This is a genomic window from Pseudomonas sp. PDM14 (assembly GCF_014851905.1).
Taxonomy (GTDB): Bacteria; Pseudomonadota; Gammaproteobacteria; order Pseudomonadales; family Pseudomonadaceae; genus Aquipseudomonas.
Map to the genome: position 1 here is coordinate 1449653 of NZ_JACVAQ010000002.1, position 22643 is coordinate 1472295.

At 66.7% G+C, this 22643-nt stretch carries 24 protein-coding genes; 17 read left to right on the forward strand and 7 right to left on the reverse strand.

Going from position 1 to position 22643, the window contains the following annotated elements:
• Nucleotides 1-68: 68 nt before the first annotated feature.
• Nucleotides 69-1130, reverse strand: coding sequence for an LPS export ABC transporter permease LptG (gene lptG / locus IB229_RS19310; RefSeq protein ID WP_192331515.1), 1062 nt, complete (start codon nt 1128-1130; stop codon nt 69-71).
• Complete coding sequence (gene lptF, locus IB229_RS19315; RefSeq protein ID WP_192331516.1) at nt 1117-2259, reverse strand: LPS export ABC transporter permease LptF; 1143 nt, start codon at nt 2257-2259, stop codon at nt 1117-1119. Before lptF ends, lptG begins: the two co-directional genes overlap by 14 nt.
• Nucleotides 2260-2402: 143 nt before the next feature.
• Here lptF and IB229_RS19320 point away from each other — a divergent pair, with 143 nt between their 5' ends.
• The 15 genes from IB229_RS19320 (at nt 2403) to IB229_RS19390 (ending at nt 17322) form a co-directional block, all read left to right on the forward strand.
• Nucleotides 2403-3890, forward strand: coding sequence for a leucyl aminopeptidase (locus IB229_RS19320; protein WP_192331517.1), 1488 nt, complete (start codon nt 2403-2405; stop codon nt 3888-3890).
• Between the two features lie 65 nt (nt 3891-3955).
• A complete protein-coding gene (locus IB229_RS19325; RefSeq protein ID WP_192331518.1) occupies nt 3956-4372 on the forward strand; it encodes a DNA polymerase III subunit chi in 417 nt (138 codons plus the stop codon).
• 113 nt (nt 4373-4485) lie between these two features.
• A complete protein-coding gene (locus IB229_RS19330) occupies nt 4486-4971 on the forward strand; it encodes a DNA polymerase III subunit chi (protein ID WP_192331519.1) in 486 nt (161 codons plus the stop codon).
• Nucleotides 4972-5102: 131 nt separating this feature from the next.
• On the forward strand, nt 5103-7934 hold the full coding sequence (locus tag IB229_RS19335) for a valine--tRNA ligase (RefSeq protein WP_192331520.1): 2832 nt from the start codon (nt 5103-5105) through the stop codon (nt 7932-7934).
• A gap of 56 nt (nt 7935-7990) precedes the next feature.
• Nucleotides 7991-8449 (forward strand): hypothetical protein, encoded by a 459-nt coding sequence (locus IB229_RS19340; protein ID WP_192331521.1) that lies wholly within the window; start codon nt 7991-7993, stop codon nt 8447-8449.
• Between the two features lie 15 nt (nt 8450-8464).
• Nucleotides 8465-8761 (forward strand): winged helix-turn-helix domain-containing protein, encoded by a 297-nt coding sequence (locus IB229_RS19345; protein ID WP_192331522.1) that lies wholly within the window; start codon nt 8465-8467, stop codon nt 8759-8761.
• A gap of 183 nt (nt 8762-8944) precedes the next feature.
• Nucleotides 8945-9907, forward strand: coding sequence for a YbgA family protein (locus IB229_RS19350; RefSeq protein ID WP_192331523.1), 963 nt, complete (start codon nt 8945-8947; stop codon nt 9905-9907).
• The gene (locus IB229_RS19355; protein ID WP_192331524.1) at nt 9907-10842 is read left to right on the forward strand and encodes a MerR family transcriptional regulator; all 936 of its coding nucleotides are present in this window, start codon (nt 9907-9909) and stop codon (nt 10840-10842) included. Before IB229_RS19350 ends, IB229_RS19355 begins: the two co-directional genes overlap by 1 nt.
• A gap of 10 nt (nt 10843-10852) precedes the next feature.
• Complete coding sequence (phrB, locus tag IB229_RS19360) at nt 10853-12292, forward strand: deoxyribodipyrimidine photo-lyase (protein ID WP_192331525.1); 1440 nt, start codon at nt 10853-10855, stop codon at nt 12290-12292.
• Complete coding sequence (locus IB229_RS19365; protein WP_192331526.1) at nt 12285-12710, forward strand: nuclear transport factor 2 family protein; 426 nt, start codon at nt 12285-12287, stop codon at nt 12708-12710. Before phrB ends, IB229_RS19365 begins: the two co-directional genes overlap by 8 nt.
• 11 nt (nt 12711-12721) lie before the next feature.
• The gene (locus IB229_RS19370) at nt 12722-13504 is read left to right on the forward strand and encodes an SDR family NAD(P)-dependent oxidoreductase (protein ID WP_192331527.1); all 783 of its coding nucleotides are present in this window, start codon (nt 12722-12724) and stop codon (nt 13502-13504) included.
• Complete coding sequence (locus tag IB229_RS19375) at nt 13501-14748, forward strand: NAD(P)/FAD-dependent oxidoreductase (protein WP_192331528.1); 1248 nt, start codon at nt 13501-13503, stop codon at nt 14746-14748. Before IB229_RS19370 ends, IB229_RS19375 begins: the two co-directional genes overlap by 4 nt.
• Nucleotides 14745-15551 carry a DUF1365 domain-containing protein gene (locus IB229_RS19380; protein WP_192331529.1) on the forward strand — a complete coding sequence of 269 codons (807 nt, stop codon included), beginning with the start codon at nt 14745-14747 and terminating at the stop codon, nt 15549-15551. The genes IB229_RS19375 and IB229_RS19380 overlap by 4 nt, the downstream gene beginning before the upstream one ends.
• Nucleotides 15538-16815, forward strand: a complete 1278-nt coding sequence (locus tag IB229_RS19385; protein ID WP_192331530.1) for an SAM-dependent methyltransferase — start codon at nt 15538-15540, stop codon at nt 16813-16815. The genes IB229_RS19380 and IB229_RS19385 overlap by 14 nt, the downstream gene beginning before the upstream one ends.
• Nucleotides 16816-16824: 9 nt before the next feature.
• Nucleotides 16825-17322, forward strand: a complete 498-nt coding sequence (locus tag IB229_RS19390) for a DUF2878 domain-containing protein (RefSeq protein WP_192331629.1) — start codon at nt 16825-16827, stop codon at nt 17320-17322.
• On the opposite strand, the gene IB229_RS19395 is transcribed toward IB229_RS19390, so the two are convergent.
• Nucleotides 17314-18321 carry a GlxA family transcriptional regulator gene (locus tag IB229_RS19395; RefSeq protein ID WP_192331531.1) on the reverse strand — a complete coding sequence of 336 codons (1008 nt, stop codon included), beginning with the start codon at nt 18319-18321 and terminating at the stop codon, nt 17314-17316. The genes IB229_RS19390 and IB229_RS19395 overlap by 9 nt on opposite strands.
• Before the next feature lie 104 nt (nt 18322-18425).
• Between IB229_RS19395 and IB229_RS19400 the strand changes: the two genes are divergently transcribed.
• A complete protein-coding gene (locus tag IB229_RS19400; protein ID WP_192331532.1) occupies nt 18426-18974 on the forward strand; it encodes a cysteine hydrolase family protein in 549 nt (182 codons plus the stop codon).
• Nucleotides 18975-19114: 140 nt separating this feature from the next.
• The gene (locus IB229_RS19405; protein ID WP_192331533.1) at nt 19115-19423 is read left to right on the forward strand and encodes a YkgJ family cysteine cluster protein; all 309 of its coding nucleotides are present in this window, start codon (nt 19115-19117) and stop codon (nt 19421-19423) included.
• Between the two features lie 146 nt (nt 19424-19569).
• Here IB229_RS19405 and IB229_RS19410 read toward each other — a convergent pair whose 3' ends face one another.
• The 4 genes from IB229_RS19410 to prmC form a co-directional block, all read right to left on the reverse strand.
• Complete coding sequence (locus IB229_RS19410; protein ID WP_192331534.1) at nt 19570-20082, reverse strand: acyloxyacyl hydrolase; 513 nt, start codon at nt 20080-20082, stop codon at nt 19570-19572.
• A 109-nt stretch (nt 20083-20191) separates the two neighbouring features.
• Complete coding sequence (murI, locus tag IB229_RS19415) at nt 20192-20989, reverse strand: glutamate racemase (protein ID WP_192331535.1); 798 nt, start codon at nt 20987-20989, stop codon at nt 20192-20194.
• On the reverse strand, nt 20986-21747 hold the full coding sequence (locus IB229_RS19420; protein ID WP_192331630.1) for a molybdopterin-synthase adenylyltransferase MoeB: 762 nt from the start codon (nt 21745-21747) through the stop codon (nt 20986-20988). The genes murI and IB229_RS19420 overlap by 4 nt, the downstream gene beginning before the upstream one ends.
• Entirely contained in the window at nt 21747-22577 is an 831-nt protein-coding gene (prmC, locus tag IB229_RS19425) for a peptide chain release factor N(5)-glutamine methyltransferase (RefSeq protein ID WP_192331536.1), read from the reverse strand. Before prmC ends, IB229_RS19420 begins: the two co-directional genes overlap by 1 nt.
• Nucleotides 22578-22643 lie beyond the last annotated feature (66 nt).

The following is a 22643-nucleotide window of genomic DNA, read 5'->3' on the forward strand; positions in this document are numbered from 1 at the left end:
TATCCGCACCGAAAACGCAGAAGGCCCGTCTCCTCGCGAAGACGGGCCTTCTTGGGTGACGCCTAGAATCAGGCAGCGCGACGCAGCAACACCACCCCGGCCAGGCCACAGATCAGCGCCGGTACCAGCACCGCCAGCAGCGGCGAGAAGCCGAACACCAGGCTCGACGGACCGAGCAGGTCCTGGGCGATGCGGAACACGAAGCCCACCAGCACGCCGGTGAAGATACGCTGGCCCAGGGTCACCGAGCGCAGTGGGCCGAAGATGAAGGAAATCGCCATCAGCACCAGCGCGGCGGTCACCAGCGGCTGCAGGACCTTGGTCCAGAACGCCAGCCAGTAGCTGCCGTTGTTCAGCCCCTGCGCAGCGAGGTAGTGGATGTAGCGCCACAGCCCGGTCATCGACAGCGCTTCCGGCTCCATGACCACGGTGCCGAGCAGTTGCGGGTTGAGTTCGATGTCCCAACGCTCGTTGTCGAGCTCTTCCACCTCGGTGGTGCGATCACGGAAGTGGGTGGTGGCGACGTCTTCCAGCTGCCAGTGATCGCCCTGGTAGACGGCGCGCTTGGCGAAGCTGGCCGAGAGCATGTGGCGCTGGTCGTCGAACTGGTAGCGGGTCACGCCGTACAGGCGACCGTTGGGCTGCACGGCGTTGATGTGCACGTACTCGTGGCCCTGACGGTGCCACAGGCCGCGCTTGGAGCTTTGTGCCTCCCCGCTGCCTTGGGCCATGGAGCGGCTGGCCTGGGCCAGGTTCTCGGTCCAGGGCGCCACGTACTCACCGATCAGCACGCCGGCCAGCATCAGCACCAGCATCGGTTTCATCACCGCCCAGACGATGCGCCCGACCGAAACCCCGGCGGCGCGCATGATGGTCAGCTCACTGTTGCTGGCCAGGGTGCCGAGGCCGATCAGGCAGCCGATCAGCGCCGCCATCGGCAGCATCTCGTAGAGCCGGCGCGGCAGGGTCAGCAACACATAGATCAGCGCCTCGAAGGTGCCATAGGTATCGCTGACATCGCCCAGCTCGTCGATGAAGGCGAACAGCAGCGCCAGGCCGACGATGATCCCCAGCACCGCGAGGATCGCGTAGAACACACTGCTACCGATGTAGCGATCAAGCCTGAGCATGAGCCATCTCCTTGCCTGCGCGGCGACTCGCCAGCTTGAGTTGCAACGGGGTCCAGAAGAACAGCCCCAGACCGATCAGCAGGAACAGGCCATGCACCCACCAGAGGCCCAGGTCTTGGGGAATCTTGCCCTTGTCCAGCTGCCCGCGGGCGCCGATCAGCAGCGCCAGGTAAGCCATGTACAGAAGAATCGCCGGGAGCAGTTTGAGGAAGCGCCCCTGGCGTGGATTGACCCGCGCCAGCGGCACGGCCAGCAGGGTGACGACGAACACCAGCAACGGAATCGACAGGCGCCACTGCAGCTCGGCCTGATGGCGCGGGTTGTCGCTGCCGATCAGTTCACGGGTCGGGATCGCCTCGCGCTCGCCGATCTCGCTGCTCACTGCCGGCTTGGGCAGCAGCACGCCGTAGGTGTCGTACTTGATCGCACGGTAGTCGGCCTGGCCAGGGTTGCCGTCGTAGCGGTAACCGTTCTCCAGAATCAGGTAGCGACTGCCGTCGGTCTGGATCTCCTGGCGACCGCTCTCGGCGACCAGCACGGCAATGCCCGGCTCCTTCTTCTTGCCCTTGTCGTTGTTGTCGACACGCAGGCGCTTCTCGGAAATGAACACACCGGACAACTGGCCGCGGTCCTCGGACAGCGCCTCGGTGTAGGTCACCCGCGAGCCGTCCTTCATCGCCTGGAAGCGACCCGGCACCAGGGTGTCGAATTCGGTGAGGGCATCCTGCTGGTTGAAGATCCGCGTCACTTCGGCGACACCCTGTGGTGCCAGGCCGAGGCTGAGCCAGGCAACCAGCGCGGCTACCAGCGCGGCAGGCGCCATGGTGTAGGCCAGCAGACGTTTGTGGCTCATGCCGGTGGCCGACAGCACGGTCATCTCGCTGTCGAGATAAAGACGGCCATAGGCCAGCAGGATGCCGAGGAACAGCCCCAGCGGCAGGATCAGCTGCAGGAAGCCAGGCAGCCGAAAGCCCATGATCATGAACAGCACGCCCGGGTCCAGCAGCCCCTGCGCAGCCTGCGCCAGGTACTTGATGAAGCGGCCGCTCATGATGATGACGAGCAGCACGGCGCTGACTGCACTGAGGGTCAGCAGCAATTCGCGCGAGAGATAACGGAAGACGATCAAACCAGACACTCCAGGGTTGTCAGGCTCAGGCGGCTACACGCAAACTAGCCGCACCTTTGCCGGCCTGCCGCTCGGGCAGGCCCTCGAAAAAATAGCGGGCATTATCCGCCAAACCCGACTCTTTGTCTTGGGGACAGCTCACCATGGAATTCCTTGTCAAAAGCGTTCGCCCGGAAACCCTGAAGACCGCCACCCTGGTCGTCGCCATCGGCGAAGGACGTAAACTCGGTGTTGCGGCCAAGGCCGTGGACGAAGCCAGCGGCGGCGCCATCAGTGCCCTGCTCAAGCGCGGCGACATCGCCGGCAAGCCGGGCCAGACCCTGCTCCTGCACAGCCTGCCGAACCTCAAGGCCGAGCGCGTGCTGCTGGTCGGCAGCGGCAAGGGCGAGCTGTCTGACCGTCAGTTCCGCAAGTTGGTTGCATCGGTGCATGGCGTGCTCAAAGGCCTCGGCGGTAGCGATGCGGTGCTGGCCCTGGGCGAACTGCAGGTCAAGTCGCGTGACGCCTACGGCAAGGCGCGCCTGCTGGTGGAAACCCTGGCCGATGGCGGCTACGTGTTCGACCAGTTCAAGAGCAAGAAGGCCGAACCCAAGGCGCTGAAGAAACTCACCCTGATCGCCGACAAGGCCGAGCTGGCCGATGTCGAGCGTGGCAGCCTGCATGCCCGCGCCATCGCCACCGGCATGGCCTTCACCAAGGACCTCGGCAACCTGCCGCCGAACCTCTGCCACCCGAGCTACCTGGCGGAAGAAGCCAAGGCCCTGGCCAAGGCGCACAAGAACCTCAAGGTCGAGATCCTCGACGAGAAGAAGCTCAAGGAACTCGGTGCCGGCGCCTTCCTCGCCGTGGCCCAGGGCAGCGACCAGCCGCCACGGATGATCGTGCTGCAGTACACCGGCGGCAAGAAGGACGAAAAACCCTTCGCCCTGGTCGGCAAGGGCATCACCTTCGACACCGGCGGTATCAGCATCAAACCGGCCGCCAGCATGGACGAAATGAAGTACGACATGTGCGGCGCCGCCAGCGTGTTCGGCACCCTGCGCGCCGTGCTCGAACTGCAACTGCCGATCAACCTGGTGTGCCTGTTGGCCTGCGCCGAGAACATGCCGAGCGGCGGCGCCACCCGCCCCGGTGACATCGTCACCACCATGAGCGGGCAGACTGTGGAAATCCTCAACACCGACGCCGAAGGCCGCCTGGTGCTGTGCGACACCCTGACCTATGCCGAGCGCTTCAAGCCGCAGGCGGTGATCGACATCGCCACCCTCACCGGCGCCTGCATCGTCGCCCTGGGCAGCAATGTCTCCGGCCTGATGGGCAACGACGATGCGCTGGTTCAGCAGATCCTGCAGGCCGGTCTGAATGCCGACGACCGCGCCTGGCAACTGCCGCTGTACGACGAGTACCAGGAGCAGCTCGACAGCCCGTTCGCCGACATCGCCAACATCGGCGGGCCGAAGGCCGGCACCATCACCGCCGGCTGCTTCCTCTCGCGCTTCGCCAAGAGCTACAAGTGGGCGCACCTGGACATCGCCGGTACCGCCTGGATCAGCGGCGGCAAGGACAAGGGCGCCACCGGCCGCCCGGTACCGATGCTGACCCAGTACCTGCTGGACCGCAGCAAGGTCTGACGCGCCCAACGAGCGGCCCTCCAACCGGGAGGGCCGCTCGCCTCCATCGCCCCACGAGCCCACTCATGCGCGTCGAGTTCTACGTTCTCTCCTCCAGCAACCCGGCCGACCGCCTGCGCGCCGCCTGCCAGCTCGCGCTCAAGGCCTGGCGTGCCGGCATGCCGGTGTTCGTTCGCGCAGCCGATCAGGCGCAGGGCGAGGCGCTGGATGCGCTGCTGTGGAGCTTTCGCACGGAAAGCTTCGTGCCGCACAACCTGCACAGCGACGATGCGCAGGCTCCAGTGGTGATCGGCATCGACGAAACCCCGGCCAAAAGCCAGGGCTTGCTGATCAATCTGCACCCGCAACTGTCCGCGCAACTGGCGCAGTTCAGCAGGGTGATCGAGATCGTCAACCAGGAGCCACAGCTGCTGGCACTGTCTCGCGAGAACTTCAAACTGTACCGCCAGCAGGGCTTCGCCCCCCAGCGCGTCGAACTTTGAACAGCCAAACGGCATCGAAATACACGACGTGACGGCGTAGAATCGGCGGCCCAGCCTCTACCCGCCTTGCCCGGCACGCGCTTGCGACGACTCCGCACAGGCCCGATCGAACCATGGACAGCTCCAAACCTTCCAAGCCCGCCCACCTGCTGGACGACCTCGAAGCCATCCGCCAGCTGCTGGAAAAGGATCAGCTCGAGCCGCCGCTGCTGACCGAATCACTGGACGACGACCTGCAGATTCCGCTGCTTTCCGACATCGTCGAGCCAGCGCCGCAGACCGCCAGCGTGCCACCGCCAGCCCCGAGCATCGCGCCGCTGCCCTACCCGGTGCGCCCGGCTGCAGCAGTGCCCGCCACCATGGTGCCAGCAACAGTGGCGCCGGCAGTTGCACCAGCGCCGCCCCACCCCGCTCCGAGCATCGCCAGCAGCGTGCAGGAAAGCGTGCTCAACCGCAGCCGCCTGGACGCCGAACTGCGCGCCGCCGCGCAACTGATCCTGCAGGACGTGATCGACGATTTCGTGCCGCAGATCGAAGCCGAACTGAAACGTCGCCTCGACGCTCGTCTCGACCGCCTGATCAAGGCGCCGAAAACCTGACCGCCGGGCGTGCCCGCCACGCCCACTGCTCCGCCAATCCGCTTCCCTGCCAGCGGCCTTACGCCTCGCGCGCCATCCCCGTTATACTTCGCGGCTTTCCGATCAGTTGCCAATACGGTCCCGCCGCACCCATGGACAAGACCTACCAGCCCCACGCCATCGAAACCGCCCTGTACGAGAACTGGGAAGCGAACAACTACTTCGCCCCGCAAGGTTCCGGCGAGCCCTACACCATCATGATCCCGCCGCCGAACGTCACCGGCAGCCTGCACATGGGTCACGGCTTCAACAACTCGATCATGGACTGCCTGATCCGCTTCCGCCGCATGCAGGGCCGCAACACCCTGTGGCAGCCGGGCACCGACCACGCGGGCATCGCCACGCAGATGGTGGTCGAGCGCCAGCTGGCCGCCGACGGAATCGGTCGCCACGACCTCGGTCGCGAGAAATTCCTGGAGAAGGTCTGGGAGTGGAAGGAACAGTCCGGCGGCACCATCACCCGGCAGATCCGTCGCCTGGGCTCGTCGGTGGACTGGTCGCGCGAGCGCTTCACCATGGACGAAGGCCTGTCCGAAGCGGTTAAAGAAGCCTTCGTGCGCCTGCACCAGGACGGCCTGATCTACCGCGGCAAGCGCCTGGTCAACTGGGACACCAAGTTCCACACCGCCATCTCCGACCTCGAAGTGGAAAACCACGACGAGAAGGGCCACCTGTGGAACCTGCGCTACCCGCTGGCCGACGGCAACAAGACCGCCGACGGCAAGGACTACCTGATCGTCGCTACCACCCGCCCGGAAACCATGCTCGGCGACAGCGCCGTGGCCGTGCACCCGGAAGACGAGCGCTACAAAGCCCTGATCGGCACCTTCGTCGAACTGCCGCTGGTGGGCCGCCGTATCCCGATCATCGCCGACGACTACTGCGACCCCGAGTTCGGCACCGGCTGCGTGAAGATCACCCCGGCCCACGACTTCAACGACTATGAAGTCGGCAAGCGCCACAACCTGCCGCTGCTCAACATCTTCGACAAGAACGCCGCCGTGCTGGCCAAGGCCCAGGTGTTCAACATCGACGGCAGTGTCAATAGCGAGCTCGACGGTAGCCTGCCGGCCGAATACGCCGGCCTCGACCGTTTCGTCGCGCGCAAGCAGATCGTCGCTGCGTTCGAAGCCGCCGGCCTGCTCGAAAGCATCGACGACCACGCGCTGAAAGTGCCGAAGGGCGACCGCTCCGGCACCGTCATCGAGCCGTGGCTGACCGACCAGTGGTATGTCTCCACCAAGCCACTGGCCGAAAAAGCCATCGCCGTGGTCGAGAGCGGCGAGATCCAGTTCGTACCCAAGCAGTACGAGAACATGTACTTCAGCTGGATGCGTGACATCCAGGACTGGTGCATCAGCCGTCAGCTGTGGTGGGGCCACCGCATCCCGGCCTGGTACGACGACGCCGGCAACGTCTACGTCGGTCGTGACGAGGCGGAAGTTCGCGCCACGCACAACCTCGGCGACGCCAACCTGCGCCAGGACGAAGACGTGCTCGACACCTGGTTCAGCTCCGGCCTGTGGACCTTCTCCACCCTCGGCTGGCCGCAGCAGACCGACTTCCTCAAGACCTTCCACCCCACCGACGTGCTGGTCACCGGTTTCGACATCATCTTCTTCTGGGTCGCCCGGATGATCATGCTGTCCACCCACCTGACCGGGCAGATCCCGTTCAAGACCGTCTACGTCCACGGCCTGGTGCGCGATGCCCAGGGCCAGAAGATGTCCAAGTCCAAGGGCAACGTGCTCGATCCGCTGGATATCGTCGACGGCATCGAACTGGACGCCCTGCTGGAGAAGCGCACCAGCGGCATGATGCAGCCCAAGCTGGCCGATAAGATCGCCAAGCAGACCAAAACCGAGTTCCCGGACGGCATCGCCGCCTACGGCACCGACGCCCTGCGCTTCACCAACCTGGCGCTGGCCTCCACCGGTCGTGACATCAAGTTCGACATGGGCCGCGTCGAGGGTTACCGCAACTTCTGCAACAAGCTGTGGAACGCCGCCAACTTCGTCATCGAGAACACCGATGACAAGGACACTGGCGTCAACGGCGAAGCGGTCGACCTGTCACCGGTGGATCGCTGGATCATCTCCGCCCTGCAGCGCTGCGAGCAGGACGTGACCCGCCACCTCGACGCCTTCCGCTTCGACATGGCCGCGCAAGCCCTGTACGAGTTCATCTGGGACGAGTACTGCGCCTGGTACCTGGAACTGGTCAAGCCCGTGCTGTGGGACGAGAATGCGCCGGCCGAGCGCCAGCGCGGCACCCGCCGCACCCTGGTGCGCGTGCTGGAAGTGATCCTGCGCCTGGCCCACCCGTTCATGCCCTTCATCACCGAAGAGATCTGGCAGCGCATCAAGGGCCAGGCCGGCATCAGCGGCGAGACCATCATGCTGCAAGCCTGGCCGGTGGCGAACGAGAGCCGCATCGACGCTGCCGCCGAAGGCGACATCGAGTGGGTCAAGCAGCTGATGCTCGGCGTACGGCAGATCCGTGGCGAGATGAAGATCTCCATGGCCAAGCGCATCGACATCATCGTGCAGAACGCCAATGCCGAAGACCTGCGCCGCCTGGCCGACTTCGAGCCGCTGCTGAGCAAGCTGGCCAAGCTGGAATCGGTGCGCGTGCTGGCCGCCGGCGAAGAAGCACCGATGTCCGCCACCGCTCTGGTCGGCGAGATGCAGGTGCTGGTGCCGATGGCCGGGCTGATCGACAAGGACGCCGAACTGGCGCGCCTGGACAAGGAAATCCAGCGCCTGGACGGCGAGGTCAAACGCGTCGGCGGCAAGCTGAGCAATGAGGGCTTCGTCGCCAAGGCGCCGGCCGAAGTGCTCGACAAGGAGCGCGCCAAGCTGGCCGAAGCCGAACAGGCGCTGACCAAGCTGGTCGAGCAGCGCGAGAAGATCGCCAACCTGTAACCGCGAAAGGCCCGCTCATGCGGGCCTTTTTTTGCGCCAAGGAAAGCGAGGCCACGATGATCCACCTGCGTTTCGAATCCACCCTGCCCGCGCGCCCCGACGTGGTCTGGCGCTGGATCACCGATGTGCGCTGCCTGCGCCGGGATATGCGCCCCTGGCTGTGGATGTGCATTGCCCGTGGCATCCGCAACCTGCAGGACCTCCAGGTGCAGCCCGGCACACCGCTGTTCACCAGCTGGCTGTGGTTGTTCGGCGTGCTGCCGCTCGGCACCTCGCGGCTGACCCTGCTGGCACTCGAGCCCGGCAGCGGTTTCGTCGAGCCATCACCAATGACCGGCATGCGCCTGTGGCGCCACGCACGCAGCCTGCATCTGCAGAACGACGGCACGCGGGTGGTCGACCAGCTGACGGTCGACCCGCTGTTGCCGGCATTCGTCGTGCGCGCCTTCCTGCAGCTGTTCTTCACCAGCCGCCACCGTGCGCTGCGCCGGCGCGCCGCACGCCAGGCCTGCTGACTCAAGGAGCACACCATGGACGTGAGCAAGACCAAGACCAGTTTCTACCGCCGCCTCTACGTGGCCTGGCTGATCGACAGCGGCACGGCCACCAGCGTACCGGCGCTGATCGACGCCACCGGCATGCCCCGGCGCACCGCCCAGGACACCCTGCTCGCGCTCGGCGAGCTGGATATCGACTGCGTGTTCGAACAGGGCGCCGGCGAGCGCAACAATGCCGGGCACTACGTGATCCGCGACTGGGGCGCCATCGACAAGCACTGGGTCGCCAACCACCTCGACCGGATCAAGCGGCTGCTCGGCTATCCCTGACAGCCCTCCATACCCCTTGAGCGCCTGACGCTGCCACCGCTGCGTCAGCGCGTCGTGCCGCCCGCCCGGCAATATCGATACAAAAGCTGTACAAATAATTTGACCTGTACATATCAGGACCTATGATGAGACGAAGTTGTACAGAAATCAGATTCCGTACAAGAAATCCTCACAGGTCCCGCCATGCTCGACGCCAACGGCCACCCCTTGAAACTCGGAATCAGCGCCTGCCTGCTGGGTGCCGAAGTGCGCTACAACGGCGGCCACAAGGAATCGCGCCTGTGTAGCCAGGTGCTCGCCGAGCATTTCGAGTTCGTTGCCGTCTGCCCGGAAATGGCCATCGGCCTCGGTACCCCGCGCGAGGCCATTCGCCTGGTGGGCGAGCCGGATGCACCGCGCGCGGTCGGATCGCGTCATCCCGAGTTGGACCACAGCGAAAAGCTGTACAACTTCGGCCAGCGCATGGCCGCCGAACTGGATGACCTGTGCGGCTACATCTTCATGCAAAAGTCGCCGTCCTGCGGGCTGGAGCGGGTCAAGGTCTACCAGGCCAACGGCTACCCGGTGGAAGGCGGCGGGCGCGGTCTCTACGCCAGCGCGTTCTGCCGCGCGCGTCCGGACCTGCCGGTGGAGGAAGACGGTCGCCTCAACGACCCGGTGCTGCGCGAAAACTTCCTCACCCGCGTATTCGCCTACGCCGAATGGCAGCGCCTACTCGCCAACGGCCTGAGCCGCCGGGCGATCACCGATTTCCATGCGCGCTACAAGTACCAGCTGATGGCCAACAACCCGCTGCAGTACAAGGCGCTCGGCCAACTGCTTGGCAACCTCGGCCAGCATGACCCGGCCGAGCTAGGCCCGCGCTACTTCAGCCAGCTGATGGCCGCCCTGGCCCGCTGCGCCACCCGCGGCACCCACAGCAACGTGCTGCAGCACCTGTGCGGCTATCTGAAGAACGCCCTCAGCCCCGCCGAGAAGCAGGAGCTCAATCACCTGATCGAGCAGTACCGCAACGGCATCGTGCCGCTGGTGGTGCCGCTGACCCTGCTCAAGCACCACTTCCGCCATCACCCGGATCACTACATCGCCCGTCAGGCCTACCTGCAGCCGCATCCGGAAAACCTCAGCCTGCGGAACGCCATCTGATGAACGACCCGCTCGACGACTACCAGACCGCCCTCGCCCAGGGCTATCTGCCGATCCGCGAGGTGGCGCGCAGTACCGGGGTCAACCCGGTGACCCTGCGCGCCTGGGAGCGCCGCTACGGTCTGGTGGTGCCGCACCGCACGCCCAAGGGCCACCGCCTGTACTCGCGCGAACATGTGGCGCGCATCCAGGCGATCCTCACCTGGCTTAACCGCGGCGTCGCCGTCAGCCAGGTCAAGGAACTGCTCGACAGCCGCACCCCGCCCAGCCCGCCGAGTGGCAACGACTGGGATGAACTGCAGCAGGACCTGCTGCGCGCCATCGCGCGCCAGGCCGAACGCCAGCTCGACGACGGTTTCAACCGCGCACTGGCGGTCTACCCACCGCACACCCTGTGTGCGCAACTGCTGCTGCCGATGCTCGGCGAGCTGGACCGGCGCTGGCAGGGCAGCCAGATCGGCAATCAGCTGGAGCGGGTGTTCTTCTACAGCTGGCTGCGCAGCAAGCTGGGCACTCGCCTTTACCACAGCAACCGCCAGCAGCAGGCCGCCCCGCTGCTGCTGGTGAATGCCTCGGCGCAACCGCTGGAGCCCGGTCTGTGGTTGTGCGCCTGGCTGGCCAGCAGCGCCGGCTGCCCGGTGGAGGTGTTCGATTGGCCCCTGCCGGCTAGCGAGCTGGCACTGGCCATCGACAACATTGGCCCGCGCGCACTGCTGCTGTATTCCAGCCAGGCCCTCGACAGCCAGCAACTGCGCCGCGACCTGCCGCGCCTGCTCGCGGCCTCGCCCATTCCGCTGCTGCTGGCTGGCCCGGCCGTGGCGATCCACCACGACGACCTGCTCGCCCTGAACGGCCTGCACCTGTCCGCCGACCCCCTCGCCGCCCTCGCCCAGTTGCAGACGCTCGACCTGCTCGGCGGCCACCACCATGAGTGAACGAGAAACCATGCGCCAACTGATGTGGTTCCGCAGCGACCTGCGGATACAGGACAACACCGCACTGGCCGCGGCCATGGGCAACGGCCCGACCGTGGCGCTGTACCTGATCAGCCCGCAGCAGTGGCAGGAGCACGACGACGCGCCGTGCAAGGTCGACTTCTGGCTGCGCAACCTGAGCGCCCTGGCCGGCGAACTGGCCCGTCTCAACGTGCCCCTGCTGGTGCGCAGCGCTCCGCACTGGCATGACGCACCCAAGGTCGTGGCCGAAGTGTGCCGCGAACACGCCATCGCCCAGGTGCAGGTCAACGACGAATACGGCATCAACGAGGCCAAGCGCGATCAGCAGGTGGCCGCCGAACTGACGAAGATCGACGTGGGCTTCCACGGCCACCTCGACCAGTTGTTCTTCCAGCCCGGCAGCCTGCTGACCAAGAGCGGCGGTTACTTCAAGGTCTTCAGCCAGTTCCGCAAGACCTGCTACCAGCGCCTGCACACCGCGCTGCCGCAACGTGTCGCCACACCTGGCGCACAGGCGCCGCTGGATATCGCCAGCGACAGCGTGCCGGACCAGGTAAAGGGCTTCACCACCCCGGACGACGCCCTGCGCGCGCTGTGGCCAGCCGGTGAAGACGCCGCCCTCGAGCGCCTGGCGACCTTCGCCGACGAGCAGATCGACGACTACCAGGTGCAGCGCGACCTGCCGGCCAAACCCGGCACCAGCCAGCTTTCCGCCTACCTCGCCGCCGGCGTGCTGTCGCCGCGCCAGTGCCTGCACGCGGCGCTGCGCAGCAACCAGGGCGAGTTCGAGACCGGCAGCGCCGGTGCCGTCACCTGGATCAACGAGCTGCTTTGGCGCGAGTTCTACAAGCACGTACTGGTCGGCTACCCGCGCGTCTCGCGGCACCGCGCCTTCCGCCCGCACACCGAGGCGCTGCCCTGGCGCCACGCACCGCAGGACCTTGCCGCCTGGCAGGAAGGTCGCACCGGCCTGCCGCTGATCGACGCTGCCATGCGCCAGCTGCTCGCCACCGGCTGGATGCACAACCGCCTGCGCATGGTGGTGGCGATGTTCCTGAGCAAGAACTTGCTGATCGACTGGCGCGAGGGCGAGCGCTTCTTCATGCAGCACCTGATTGACGGCGACCTCGCCGCCAATAACGGCGGCTGGCAGTGGAGCGCCTCCACCGGTACCGATGCGGTGCCCTACTTCCGCCTGTTCAACCCGATCAGCCAGTCGCAGCGTTTCGACCCCGACGGCCGCTTCATCCGCCACTGGCTGCCCGAGCTGGCTAGCCTGAGCAACCGCGACATCCACAATCCGGCGGGGGCCGGCGGGCTGTTCGGCCCGGCCGGCTACCCCACGCCGATCGTCGACCTCGCCGCCAGCCGCGACCGCGCCCTGCAGGCCTTCAAGGGCCTGCCGCGCCAGGAGCCCGAAGATGACTGACTTCCTCCAGCGTTTCGCCGCCGGCTTCGCCAGCCTGAACAAGGACAACCTGCAGCGCGTCGCCGAGCTGTACAGCGCCGATATCCACTTCCGCGACCCGCTGCATGATGTGCAGGGCCTCGATCCGCTGCGCGCCTACTACGAGCAGCTCTACGCCAACGTGCGCGAGCTGCGCTTCGACTTTCACGGCTACGACACGCTGGCCGACGGCGAAGGCTACCTGCGCTGGACCATGCACTACCGCCACCCGCGCCTGGCCGGCGGCCGCCCGCTGCAGCTCGATGGCTGCTCGCACCTGCGCTGGCGCGCGGAGCGGGTCTACTACCACCGCGACTACTTCGATGCCGGCGCGCTGCTCTACGAGCACCTGCCGCTGTTCGGCGCACTGATCCGCTGGCTCAAGGGCCGACTGGCATGACGGAGGTCGACATGACGCAGCACGACAGTGGCCAGCGCATATGGCTGACCGGCGCCAGCAGCGGCATCGGCGCCGCCCTGGCCGAGGTTCTCCTGCAGCAGGGCCACCGCCTGGCGGTGAGCGCACGCAACACCACGGCACTGCAGGCCCTGGCCGACCGTTTCCCGCAGCAGGTGCTGCTGGCGCCCGGCGACCTCACCGACGCGGCGCAGGTCAAGGCCATCGGTGAGCGCATCGGCCAGCGCTGGGGCGCGCTGGACCAGGTGATCCTCAATGCCGGCACCTGCGAATACATCGAGTCGCGACAGTTCGAGGCAGCGATGATCGAGCGGGTCATGCGCACCAATGTGTTCGCCACCAGCCACTGCATCGAGGCTGCCCTGCCCTTGCTGCGCCTGAGCCCGGCGCCGCACCTGGTCGGCGTCGCCAGCTCGGTGACCTACCTGCCGCTGCCGCGTGCCGAAGCCTACGGCGCATCCAAGGCCGCCATGCGCTACCTGTTCGAGGCGCTGCGCATCGACCTGGCTGCCGACGGCATCGCCGTGACCCTGGTCAGCCCCGGCTTCGTCGACACCCCGCTGACCCGCGGCAACGACTTCCCCATGCCGATGCGCTGGCCGGCGGACAAGGCCGCGCAGTACATCGCCCGGCGGCTGCCCAAGCGGCCCCACGAAATCGCCTTTCCCACGCCCTTCATCGCCACCCTGAAGCTGCTCGCCAGTCTGCCTACCGGCCTGCAACTGGCGATCGGCAAACGCCTGGCCCGCAGCGGCAAACAGGATTCCAACGCATGAAAATCGCCATCATCGGCAGCGGCATCTCCGGCCTGACCAGCGCCTACCTGCTCAACCGCCAGCACGACATCACCCTGTTCGAGGCCGGCGACTGGGTGGGCGGGCACACCCACACCGTCGACGTGCAAGTGGACGGGCGCGACTACGCCATCGACACCGGCTTCATCGTCTTCAACGACTGGACCTACCCTCACTTCATCAAGCTGCTCGACCAGCTCGGCGTGGCCTCGCAGCCCACCGAGATGAGCTTCTCGGTGCACGATCCGGCCAGCGGCTGCGAGTACAACGGCAACAACCTCAACAGCCTCTTCGCCCAACGCGGCAACCTGCTGTCGCCGGCGTTCTGGGGCATGCTGCGCGACATCCTGCGCTTCAACCGCGAGGCCCTCGACGACCTCGAACAGCAACGCATCGCCAGCACCACGACCCTCGGCGACTATTTGCGCATGGGCCACTACGGCACGCGCTTCATCGACCACTACATCGTGCCGATGGGCGCGGCGATCTGGTCGATGTCGCTGCAGGACATGCTCGCCTTCCCGCTGCAGTTCTTCGTGCGCTTCTTCAAGAACCACGGTCTTCTCTCGGTCAGCAATCGCCCGCAATGGCGAGTGGTCAGCGGCGGCTCGCGCAGCTACGTGGCACCGCTGAGCGCATCGTTCAGTCAGCGCATCCGCCTGAACTGCCCGGTGCAGCGCGTCGAGCGCGATGCCGAGGGCGTCACCGTCTACAGCAGCGCCGGCAGCGAGCGCTTCGACAAGGTGGTGTTCGCCTGTCACAGCGACGACGCCCTGGCCATGCTCGCCGCGCCCACCGTCAGTGAGCGCGAGATCCTCGGCGCCCTGCGCTACGCCGACAACGATGTGGTCCTGCACACCGACACGCGCCTGCTGCCCGACCGCCGCCTGGCCTGGGCCAGCTGGAACTACCGCCTGGGCGGTGCGCGCCATCAGCCCGCCGCGGTGACCTACGACATGAACATCCTGCAGGGCATCGCCAGCGACACCACCTTCTGCGTCAGCCTCAACCAAAGCGCGGCCATCGACCCCGCGCGCATCCTCGGCCGCTACACCTACCGCCACCCGCAGTACAGCCTGGCCGGGATCGACGCCCAGGCGCGCTGGGGCGACATCAACGGCCAGCAGCACAGCTATTTCTGCGGCGCCTACTGGGCCAACGGCTTTCACGAGGATGGCGTGGTCAGCGCCCTGCGCGTGGCCGACGCCTTTGGCGAGCGCCTGTGAACAGCGCCCTCTACAGCGGCTGGGTCAGCCATCGGCGCTACCTGCCGCGCGGCCACGCCTTCCGCTACCGCATGGGCATGCTCTACCTCGACCTCGACGAGCAGGAACAGGTGCTCGGCCTGTCGCCTCTGGCCGGGCGCAGCCGCTTCGCCGCCTTCGCCTTTCGCGAGCGTGACTACCTGCCGCAGTTCACCCGCCACGGCACGCGCCTGATCGACGCCGTGCGCAGCCGCGTCGGTGCCGCCCTCGGCCACACGCCGCAGGGCCCGGTGTGCTTGCTGACCCAGCCGCGCAGCTGGGGCCTGGCGTTCAACCCGGCGAGTTTCTTCTACTGCCACGAAGCCGACGGCAGGCTGGCGGCGATTCTCTGCGAAGTCAGCAACACGCCCTGGCGCGAGCGCTACCACTACGTGCTGCCGCTGCCGGCAGAAGGCGCTGCGCAGTTCGCCGTGGCCAAGGCCTTCCACGTGTCGCCGTTCTTGCCGCGTGATGTGGAATACCGCATGCGCTTCAGTGCGCCGGACCAGCAGTTGCACATCCAGATGGAGGACTGGCAGGGCGCGGATCGCCTGTTCGCAGCCGGCCTCGGCCTGCAGCGCCAGCCCCTGACTCGCGCCGGCCTGCACCGGCACCTGCTGAGCTTTCCCTGGATGACCGCCAAGACCGTGCTGGCCATCTACTGGCAGGCCCTGCGCCTGTTGCTCAAACGCACCCCGATGTTTTCCCACCAGCCCGCGCAGGGTGATCTGCGCGTGGCCGAACCCCGATTCGCTGCGCAGGAGACCACCGATGAAAAGCCCTAGCCTGACCACCGCAAAAACCGCCCTGTTCGCGGGCAACGGCGTGGGCGCCGGTTTGCTGCGCAGCCTCGTCCTGCGCCAGCTCGGCCTGCTGCAAAAGGGCCAGCTGACGGTCATCGAGAACGGCGAACACCTGCTGTTCGGCACGCCCGGCAGCGGCCCGCATGCGGAGATCGACGTGCTCGACCCGGCGCTGTGGGGGCTGATCGCCGGCAACGGTTCGATCGGTTCCGGCGAGGCCTACATCCACGGTTACTGGACCACACCAGACCTGACCGCGGTGATCCGCCTGTTCGTCAGCAACCTCGATGTGCTCGACGGCATGGAGCGCGGCCTGGCGCAGCTCTTCGGCCGCCCGCTGATGCAGGGCCTGCACTGGCTCAACCGCAACACGCGCCAGGGCTCGCGCAAGAACATCGCCGCCCACTACGACCTCGGCAACGCGCTGTTCGAGCAGTTGCTCGACCCGACCATGATGTACTCGGCGGCGATGTTCACCCGCGACGAGGACAGCCTGGAGCAGGCCCAGCTGAACAAGCTCGAACGCATCTGCCAGAAGCTCGACCTGCAAGCCGACGACCACCTGCTGGAAATCGGCACCGGCTGGGGCGGCATGGCCCTGTACGCGGCCAGCCACTACGGCTGCCGGGTGACCACCACGACCCTGTCGCGCGAGCAGTACGCCTACACCGAACAGCGCATCGCCGAGCAGGGCCTGCAGGAGCGCGTCACCCTGCTGCTCAAGGACTACCGCGACCTCGACGGCCGCTACGACAAGCTGGTTTCGATCGAGATGATCGAGGCGGTCGGCCATCGCTTCCTGCCCACCTACTTCAAGCAGTGCGCACGCCTGCTCAAGGACGATGGCCTGATGCTGCTGCAGGCCATCACCATCCGCGACCAGCGCTATGAGCAGGCGAAGAACGCCGTGGACTTCATCCAGCGCTACATATTCCCCGGCGGTGCCCTGCCGTCGGTGCAGAAGATGTTGCAGGTGATCACCAAGGACAGCGACCTCAACCTGCACCACATGGAAGACTTCGGCCTGCACTACGCCCGCACCTTGCGCCTGTGGCACGACAACCTGCGCCGCGCCCGGCACACCCTGGAACAGCTCGGCTACGACGAGCACTTCTACCGGCTGTGGGAGTTCTACCTGTGCTACTGCGAGGGCGGCTTCCTCGAGCGCACCATCGGCACCGCACAACTGCTGCTGGCCAAACCCCAGGCGCGCCCGGCGCCGCTGCTCGGCCACTTCGGCGCCTGAGTGAACGCAATCCAGCGCAACCTGGCCAACGCCGCGCTGTTCCAGCTCGGCTGGTTCACCTGCGTGTTCGGCGCGCAGCGGCCCTGGCTGTTGCTGGTCGCGCTCGCCTGCCTGTTGCTGCACCTGTTGTGGCTGGCCGGGCCGCGGGAGTGGCGATTGATCGCGGCGGTGACGTTGCTTGGCAGCACGCTGGACTCGCTGCTGCTCAACCTCGGCGTGTTCGACTTCGCCGGTGACAGTGTGCTGCTGCCGCTGTGGCTGGCCCTGCTCTGGGCGCTGTTCGCCAGCACCCTGGCCCACTGCCTGGCCTGGACTGCACGCCCCTGGTGGCTGGGAGCCCTGCTCGGCGCGCTCGGCGGGCCGCTGTCGTATCTCGCCGGATCACGCCTGGCCGATGTCGCGCTGCCACTTGGCACGCTGCCAACCCTGGCGCTCCTGGCGCTGCTCTGGGCCGGCGTGCTGCCGACCTGCCATGCCCTGGCGGATCGGTTCAGGCGGTTACGCTAGTTCGGTCCTTTCCCCGTTCGGCGCGCTCACACCGAAGCGCTTGCGGTAGTCGCTGGGGGCCAGGCCGGTGATCTTGCGGAAGGTACTGCGGAAGGCGCCGGGGTCCTGGTAGCCGACGACCCAGGCGATGTGGTCGACCGTGTCGTTGGTGAATTCGAGCATCTCGCGCGCCTTGCCCACCCGCACGTGCTGGCAGTACTCGGTGGGCTTGAGCCCGGTGGCGGCACGGAAGCGGCGCAGGAAGGTGCGCTCTTCCAGGCCCGCACGCTCGGCCATGCTCGCCAGCGACACGTCCACTGCGCCGCTGGCCTGCAGCCAGTGCTGCACCTTGAGCACGGCGGCGTCGCCGTGGCTGAGGATCGGCGAGAAATTGCTGCCGCACTCACGCGCGCTGTCACTGTGCTCGACCATCAGGAAACGCGCGGTGTGCGCGGCAATGCTCGGGCCCATCAGGCGGTCGACCAGGCGCAGGCCCAGCTCGGCCCAGGCCATCAGCCCGGCGCTGGTGATGATGTCGCCATCATCGACGATGGGCGTGTCGAGCTGCACGCTGATGCTGGGGTAGCGCTCGGCAAGGGTCTTGGCACTGGTCCAGTGGGTGGTCACCTTGCGCCCGTCGAGCAGGCCGGTTTCCGCCAGCAGGAACGCCCCCAGGCACACCGAGCCCACGGCTGCGCCAGCAGCATGCCGCGCACGAATCCACTCGGCCAGCAGCCGCAGCGTCGCCCCCTCAGGCGGCTCGGCCAGCGAAGGCGGCAGCAGCACGGCAACCAGCGTGCTGTCGCTGCCGGGCAAGCTGTCGAAGCCACGCTCCAGCGCCCGGCCCTGGGCATTCAGACGCCAGTGGCTGATGCGCAGGCGTGGCACTTGCGCCGCGCCCTGCTCGCTGGCCATGCGGTTGGCCACCTCGAACAGGTCGGTCAGGCCGCCCACTGCCGAGGTCTGCGCGCCGGGATACACCAGCAGGCCGATCTCGGCGATCACTTGGGGGGTGTTCATTGTCAGTTTACCCACGCTAGTTGTCGTTCCCGCCAATCCCCGGAGGCCGTGCCGGGCGCAATACTGGCCCCAACACGAACACACACCCATCCGAGGAAACCATCATGTCCAAACAAGCGCTCATCGTAGTGGATATCCAGAACGACTACTTCCCCGCCGGCAAATGGCCTCTGGTCGGTGCCCACGCCGCGGCCGACAACGCAGCGAAGATCATCCAGGCGCACCGCGCCGCCGGCGACCTGGTGGTGCACATCCGCCATGAATTCCCCAGCGACGACGCGCCGTTCTTCGTGCCGGGCTCCGAAGGCGCACAACTGCACCCGAAAGTGCTCAACCGCGCCGACGAGCCGGTGGTGGTGAAGCAGCACATCAACTCCTTCCGCGAAACCGAACTCAAGGCCGTGCTCGACCAGCACGGCATCGACACCCTGGTGGTGGTCGGCAGCATGAGCCACATGTGCATCGACGGCATCACCCGCGCCGCGGTCGACTTCGGCTACCCGGTGACCGTGATCCACGACGCCTGCGCCACCCTCGACCTGGCGTTCAACGGCGTCAAGGTGCCGGCCGCCCAGGTGCATGCCGCGTTCATGGCCGCCCTGCAGTTCGGCTACGCCACCCTGCTGTCCACCGAGGAGTTCCTGGCCGGCTGACCGGACCGGTTCGTCACCCGCCGATAGCGGCGCAGCGCCTCGGTGCTGCGCCGTTTTTTCCTGTCACCGCCGAATGAGCCGGGAGCGGCGTCGGTCGCCCCGGCGCGCGATTCGCCGGCGCCTGCCGTACACTGCGCGGCATGAGTCAGATTCCCCTCACCCAACTCCCCACCACGCCACGTGTCACCTGTTCCACCTGCGCCGCCTGCTGCTGCCAGCTGGAAGTCATGCTGATCACCGATACCGGCGTGCCGCCACGCTTCATCGACACCGACGACTGGGGCGGCGAAGTGATGCGCCGCCTGGATGACGGCTGGTGCGCGGCGCTGGACCGCGACAGCATGCGCTGCACGATCTACGAGCTGCGCCCGCTGATCTGTCGCGAATTCGAGATGGGCTCGCCGGAGTGCGTCGACGAGCGCGGCGGCATGGGTGCGATCTACCGTTAACCTTATGCGCAAGGCGTCGTATACGCGGGTAGGCACCCATGGCTGATCAGAGCCACGCAGGCTCCCGGCAGGACACTCCGCCGAAATGGCGGCCATAAAAAAGCCGGGCATCAAGCCCGGCTTTTTTCCATGCCATACGGCTGCGCTTAGAAGCTCATGCGGTAATGCAGGCTGTACGCCTCGACGCCATCGTTCGGCTGCTTGATGCCGGCGTTGGAGTAGTGGATCGCACGGATGCCCACTTCCTGCCCCGAGAAACGCAGGCCTGCGCCAATGCGGTCTTCGAACTGGAAGGACGAACCGAGGTTGTTGCTTTCCAGCTGAGTGTTCTCGAAAGCGGCCACACCGATACCGGCTTCCAGATACGGCTTGACGTTTTCACCGGCGAATTCGTAAACGAATACCGGGGTGAACGACAGGCTGTGGTTGCTGGATGTCTCGTCGCCATCCCAGAAGGTGTAGGCAGCATCCCAATAGCCGGTCAGACGGCCGACGTCGCTGGCGAACCAGCTTTTGTCCCAATTCCACTGCGCACCCAGGCGATAGACCATGGTGGAGTCACCGGATTGGCCGACAGCGGCGGTGAAATCAACCGCCTGCGCAGAAAGGCTGCCCATGCTCAGAGCAGTGGCAGCAACCAAGGAAAGGATCTTCTTCATGTAAACGTCCTGTACCGAAGGGAGTGATAAGGCTAAGTCACACGCCAGAGGATTATAGAAACCTCCGAGGGCTCGGAAAGCCCGAATCACAGATAATTCAGAGTATTTTTTAAGTCGATAGCGCCAAAACCTCGACCATTTCCGACCACAGCACCGGCAGCACGCGCTGCAGCTGCTGCACGTCGCCACTGGACCACAGCCGGGTGGCCACGGCGCTCCCCGACTCGGCGCGCAGTTCACGCTGGTCGAGCAGATTTTGCAACTGGCGTGCCACGGCAGGGCCGGTGTCCACCAGGCGCACCTGCTCTGGCACCAGCTCGCGCAGCAGCGGCTTGATGAACGGGTAATGGGTACAGCCGAGAATCAGTGTGTCGCAGCCTTCGGCGAGCAGCGGCGCGACCCAGCCCTGCAGCAGTTCACGGGTACGCGGGGTGTCCAGCTCACCCGCCTCGATCTGCTCGACCAGGCCCGGGCACGGCTGGGTGACCACGCGCACATCGCTGGCGAACCGGTCGAGCAGAGCCGCGAACTTGGCGCTTTTCAGCGTACCGGTGGTGGCCAGCACGCCAACCACGCCACTGCGCGTGGCGGCCGCCGCCGGCTTCACCGCCGGCTCCATGCCGACGATGGGCAGATCCGGGTAGCGCTCGCGCAGGTCGGCCACCGCGGCGGCGGTGGCGGTGTTGCAGGCCAGCACCAGCGCCTTGGCGCCCTGCCCCAGGAGAAACTCGGTGATGCGCTGGCTGCGCTCGCGGATGAACTCCGGGCTCTTTTCGCCGTAGGGCACATGCCCGCTGTCGGCGACGTACAACAGGGATTCGTCGGGCAGACGTGCACGAATCTCGTGCAGCACCGAGAGCCCGCCAACGCCGGAATCGAACACGCCGATCGGCGCCGCATTGCTCATGGCCGCGCTCCACACACGCTGCATCCGGGGTCGCGCTTCATGCGCAATTCGCGAAAGCGCGAGTCCAGCGCGTCGATCAGCAGCAGCCGGCCCACCAGCGGCTCGCCGAAACCGGCCAGTAGCTTGAGCGCCTCCAGCGCCTGCAGGCTGCCGACCAGGCCTACCAGCGGGCCGACCACGCCGGCCTCGCTGCAGGTCAGTTCGCTGTCGTCGCCGTGGCCGAACAGGCAGTGGTAGCAGGGGCTCTCGGCCCGGCGCGGATCGAACACCGCCAGCTGCCCCTGCAGGCGGATCGCCGCACCGCTGACCAGCGGCACCCCGGCAGCCACGCAGGCGGCATTGACCGCAGCGCGGGTGGTGAAGTTGTCCGAGCAGTCGAGCACCACGTCGACGGCGGCCACCGCGGCGGCCAGGGAGTCTTCATCCAGCGCGGTGCGGTGGGCACGCAACGCGATCTGCGGGTTCAGCACACTCAGCCGGGCCAGCGCCGAGTCGACCTTGCTCACGCCGAGCTGCGTGTTGTCGTGGATGACTTGCCGTTGCAGGTTGCTCAGGTCGACCGTGTCGAAATCGGCCAGGTGCAGTTCGCCGACCCCCGCCGCCGCCAGGTACAGCGCCACCGGCGAGCCGAGCCCGCCGAGGCCGACGATCAGCGCGCGGCTCTGCTTGAGGCGCAGCTGGCCGGCGATGTCGATCTGCGGCAGGAGGATCTGCCGGCTGTAGCGCAGCAGTTCCTCGTCGTTGAGTTCCAGGTTCATCAGGCTGGCCATTGCCCCAGGGAAATTCGTTGGTGGCCGCCGAGGTCATGGCGGCTTTCGACAGCGCTGAAACCGCGCGCGAGCAACAGTGCGCGCACCGCCTCGGCCTGATCATAGCCGTGTTCGAGGAGCAGCCAGCCAGCCGCGTCGAGGTAGTCCGGCGCCTGTTCGACGATCAGGCGAATGTCGTCGAGACCATCGGCACCGGCCACCAGCGCGCTCAGCGGTTCAAAGCGTACGTCGCCCTCGCCCAGGTGGCGATCATCGGCGGCGATGTACGGCGGGTTGCTGACGATCAGGCCGAAGCGCTCGCCCGCCAGCGCGGCAAACCAGTGGCTGGCACGGAACGCGGCATTGGCCAGCTGCAGGCGCTGGCGATTGCGTTCGGCCAGAGCCACGGCGTCGTCGATGCGGTCGACGCCGGTAACGCGCCAGCCCGGGCGCTCACTGGCCAGGGCCAGGGCGATGGCACCGGTGCCGGTGCCCAGGTCGAGGGCGCGCAGTGGCGTGGCGGGTAGCAACTGCAGCGCGGCTTCCACCAGCAGCTCGGTGTCCGGGCGGGGAATCAGGGTGTGCGGGGCGACTTCCAGATCCAGGCTCCAGAAGCCCTGCTGGCCGAGGATGTAGGCCACCGGCTCACCGCTACGGCGGCGCTGCAGGGCCGTGGCGAAGGCGGCCTGCTGCTCGGTGCTCGGCTCACGCTCCGGCCAGGTGCGCAGGTAGCTGCGCGACTTGCCCAGCACGGCAGCCAGGAGTAGCTCGGCATCCAGGCGCGCGCTGGGCGAGTCAGGCAGATCGGCGCTATCGAGCAGGGATTGGATGGTGGCCATGGGTCTCTCGTGAAGCGGATCGAAGCACGTCAGCGATCCACCGTACGGGCTTGTTGATGGATGAAC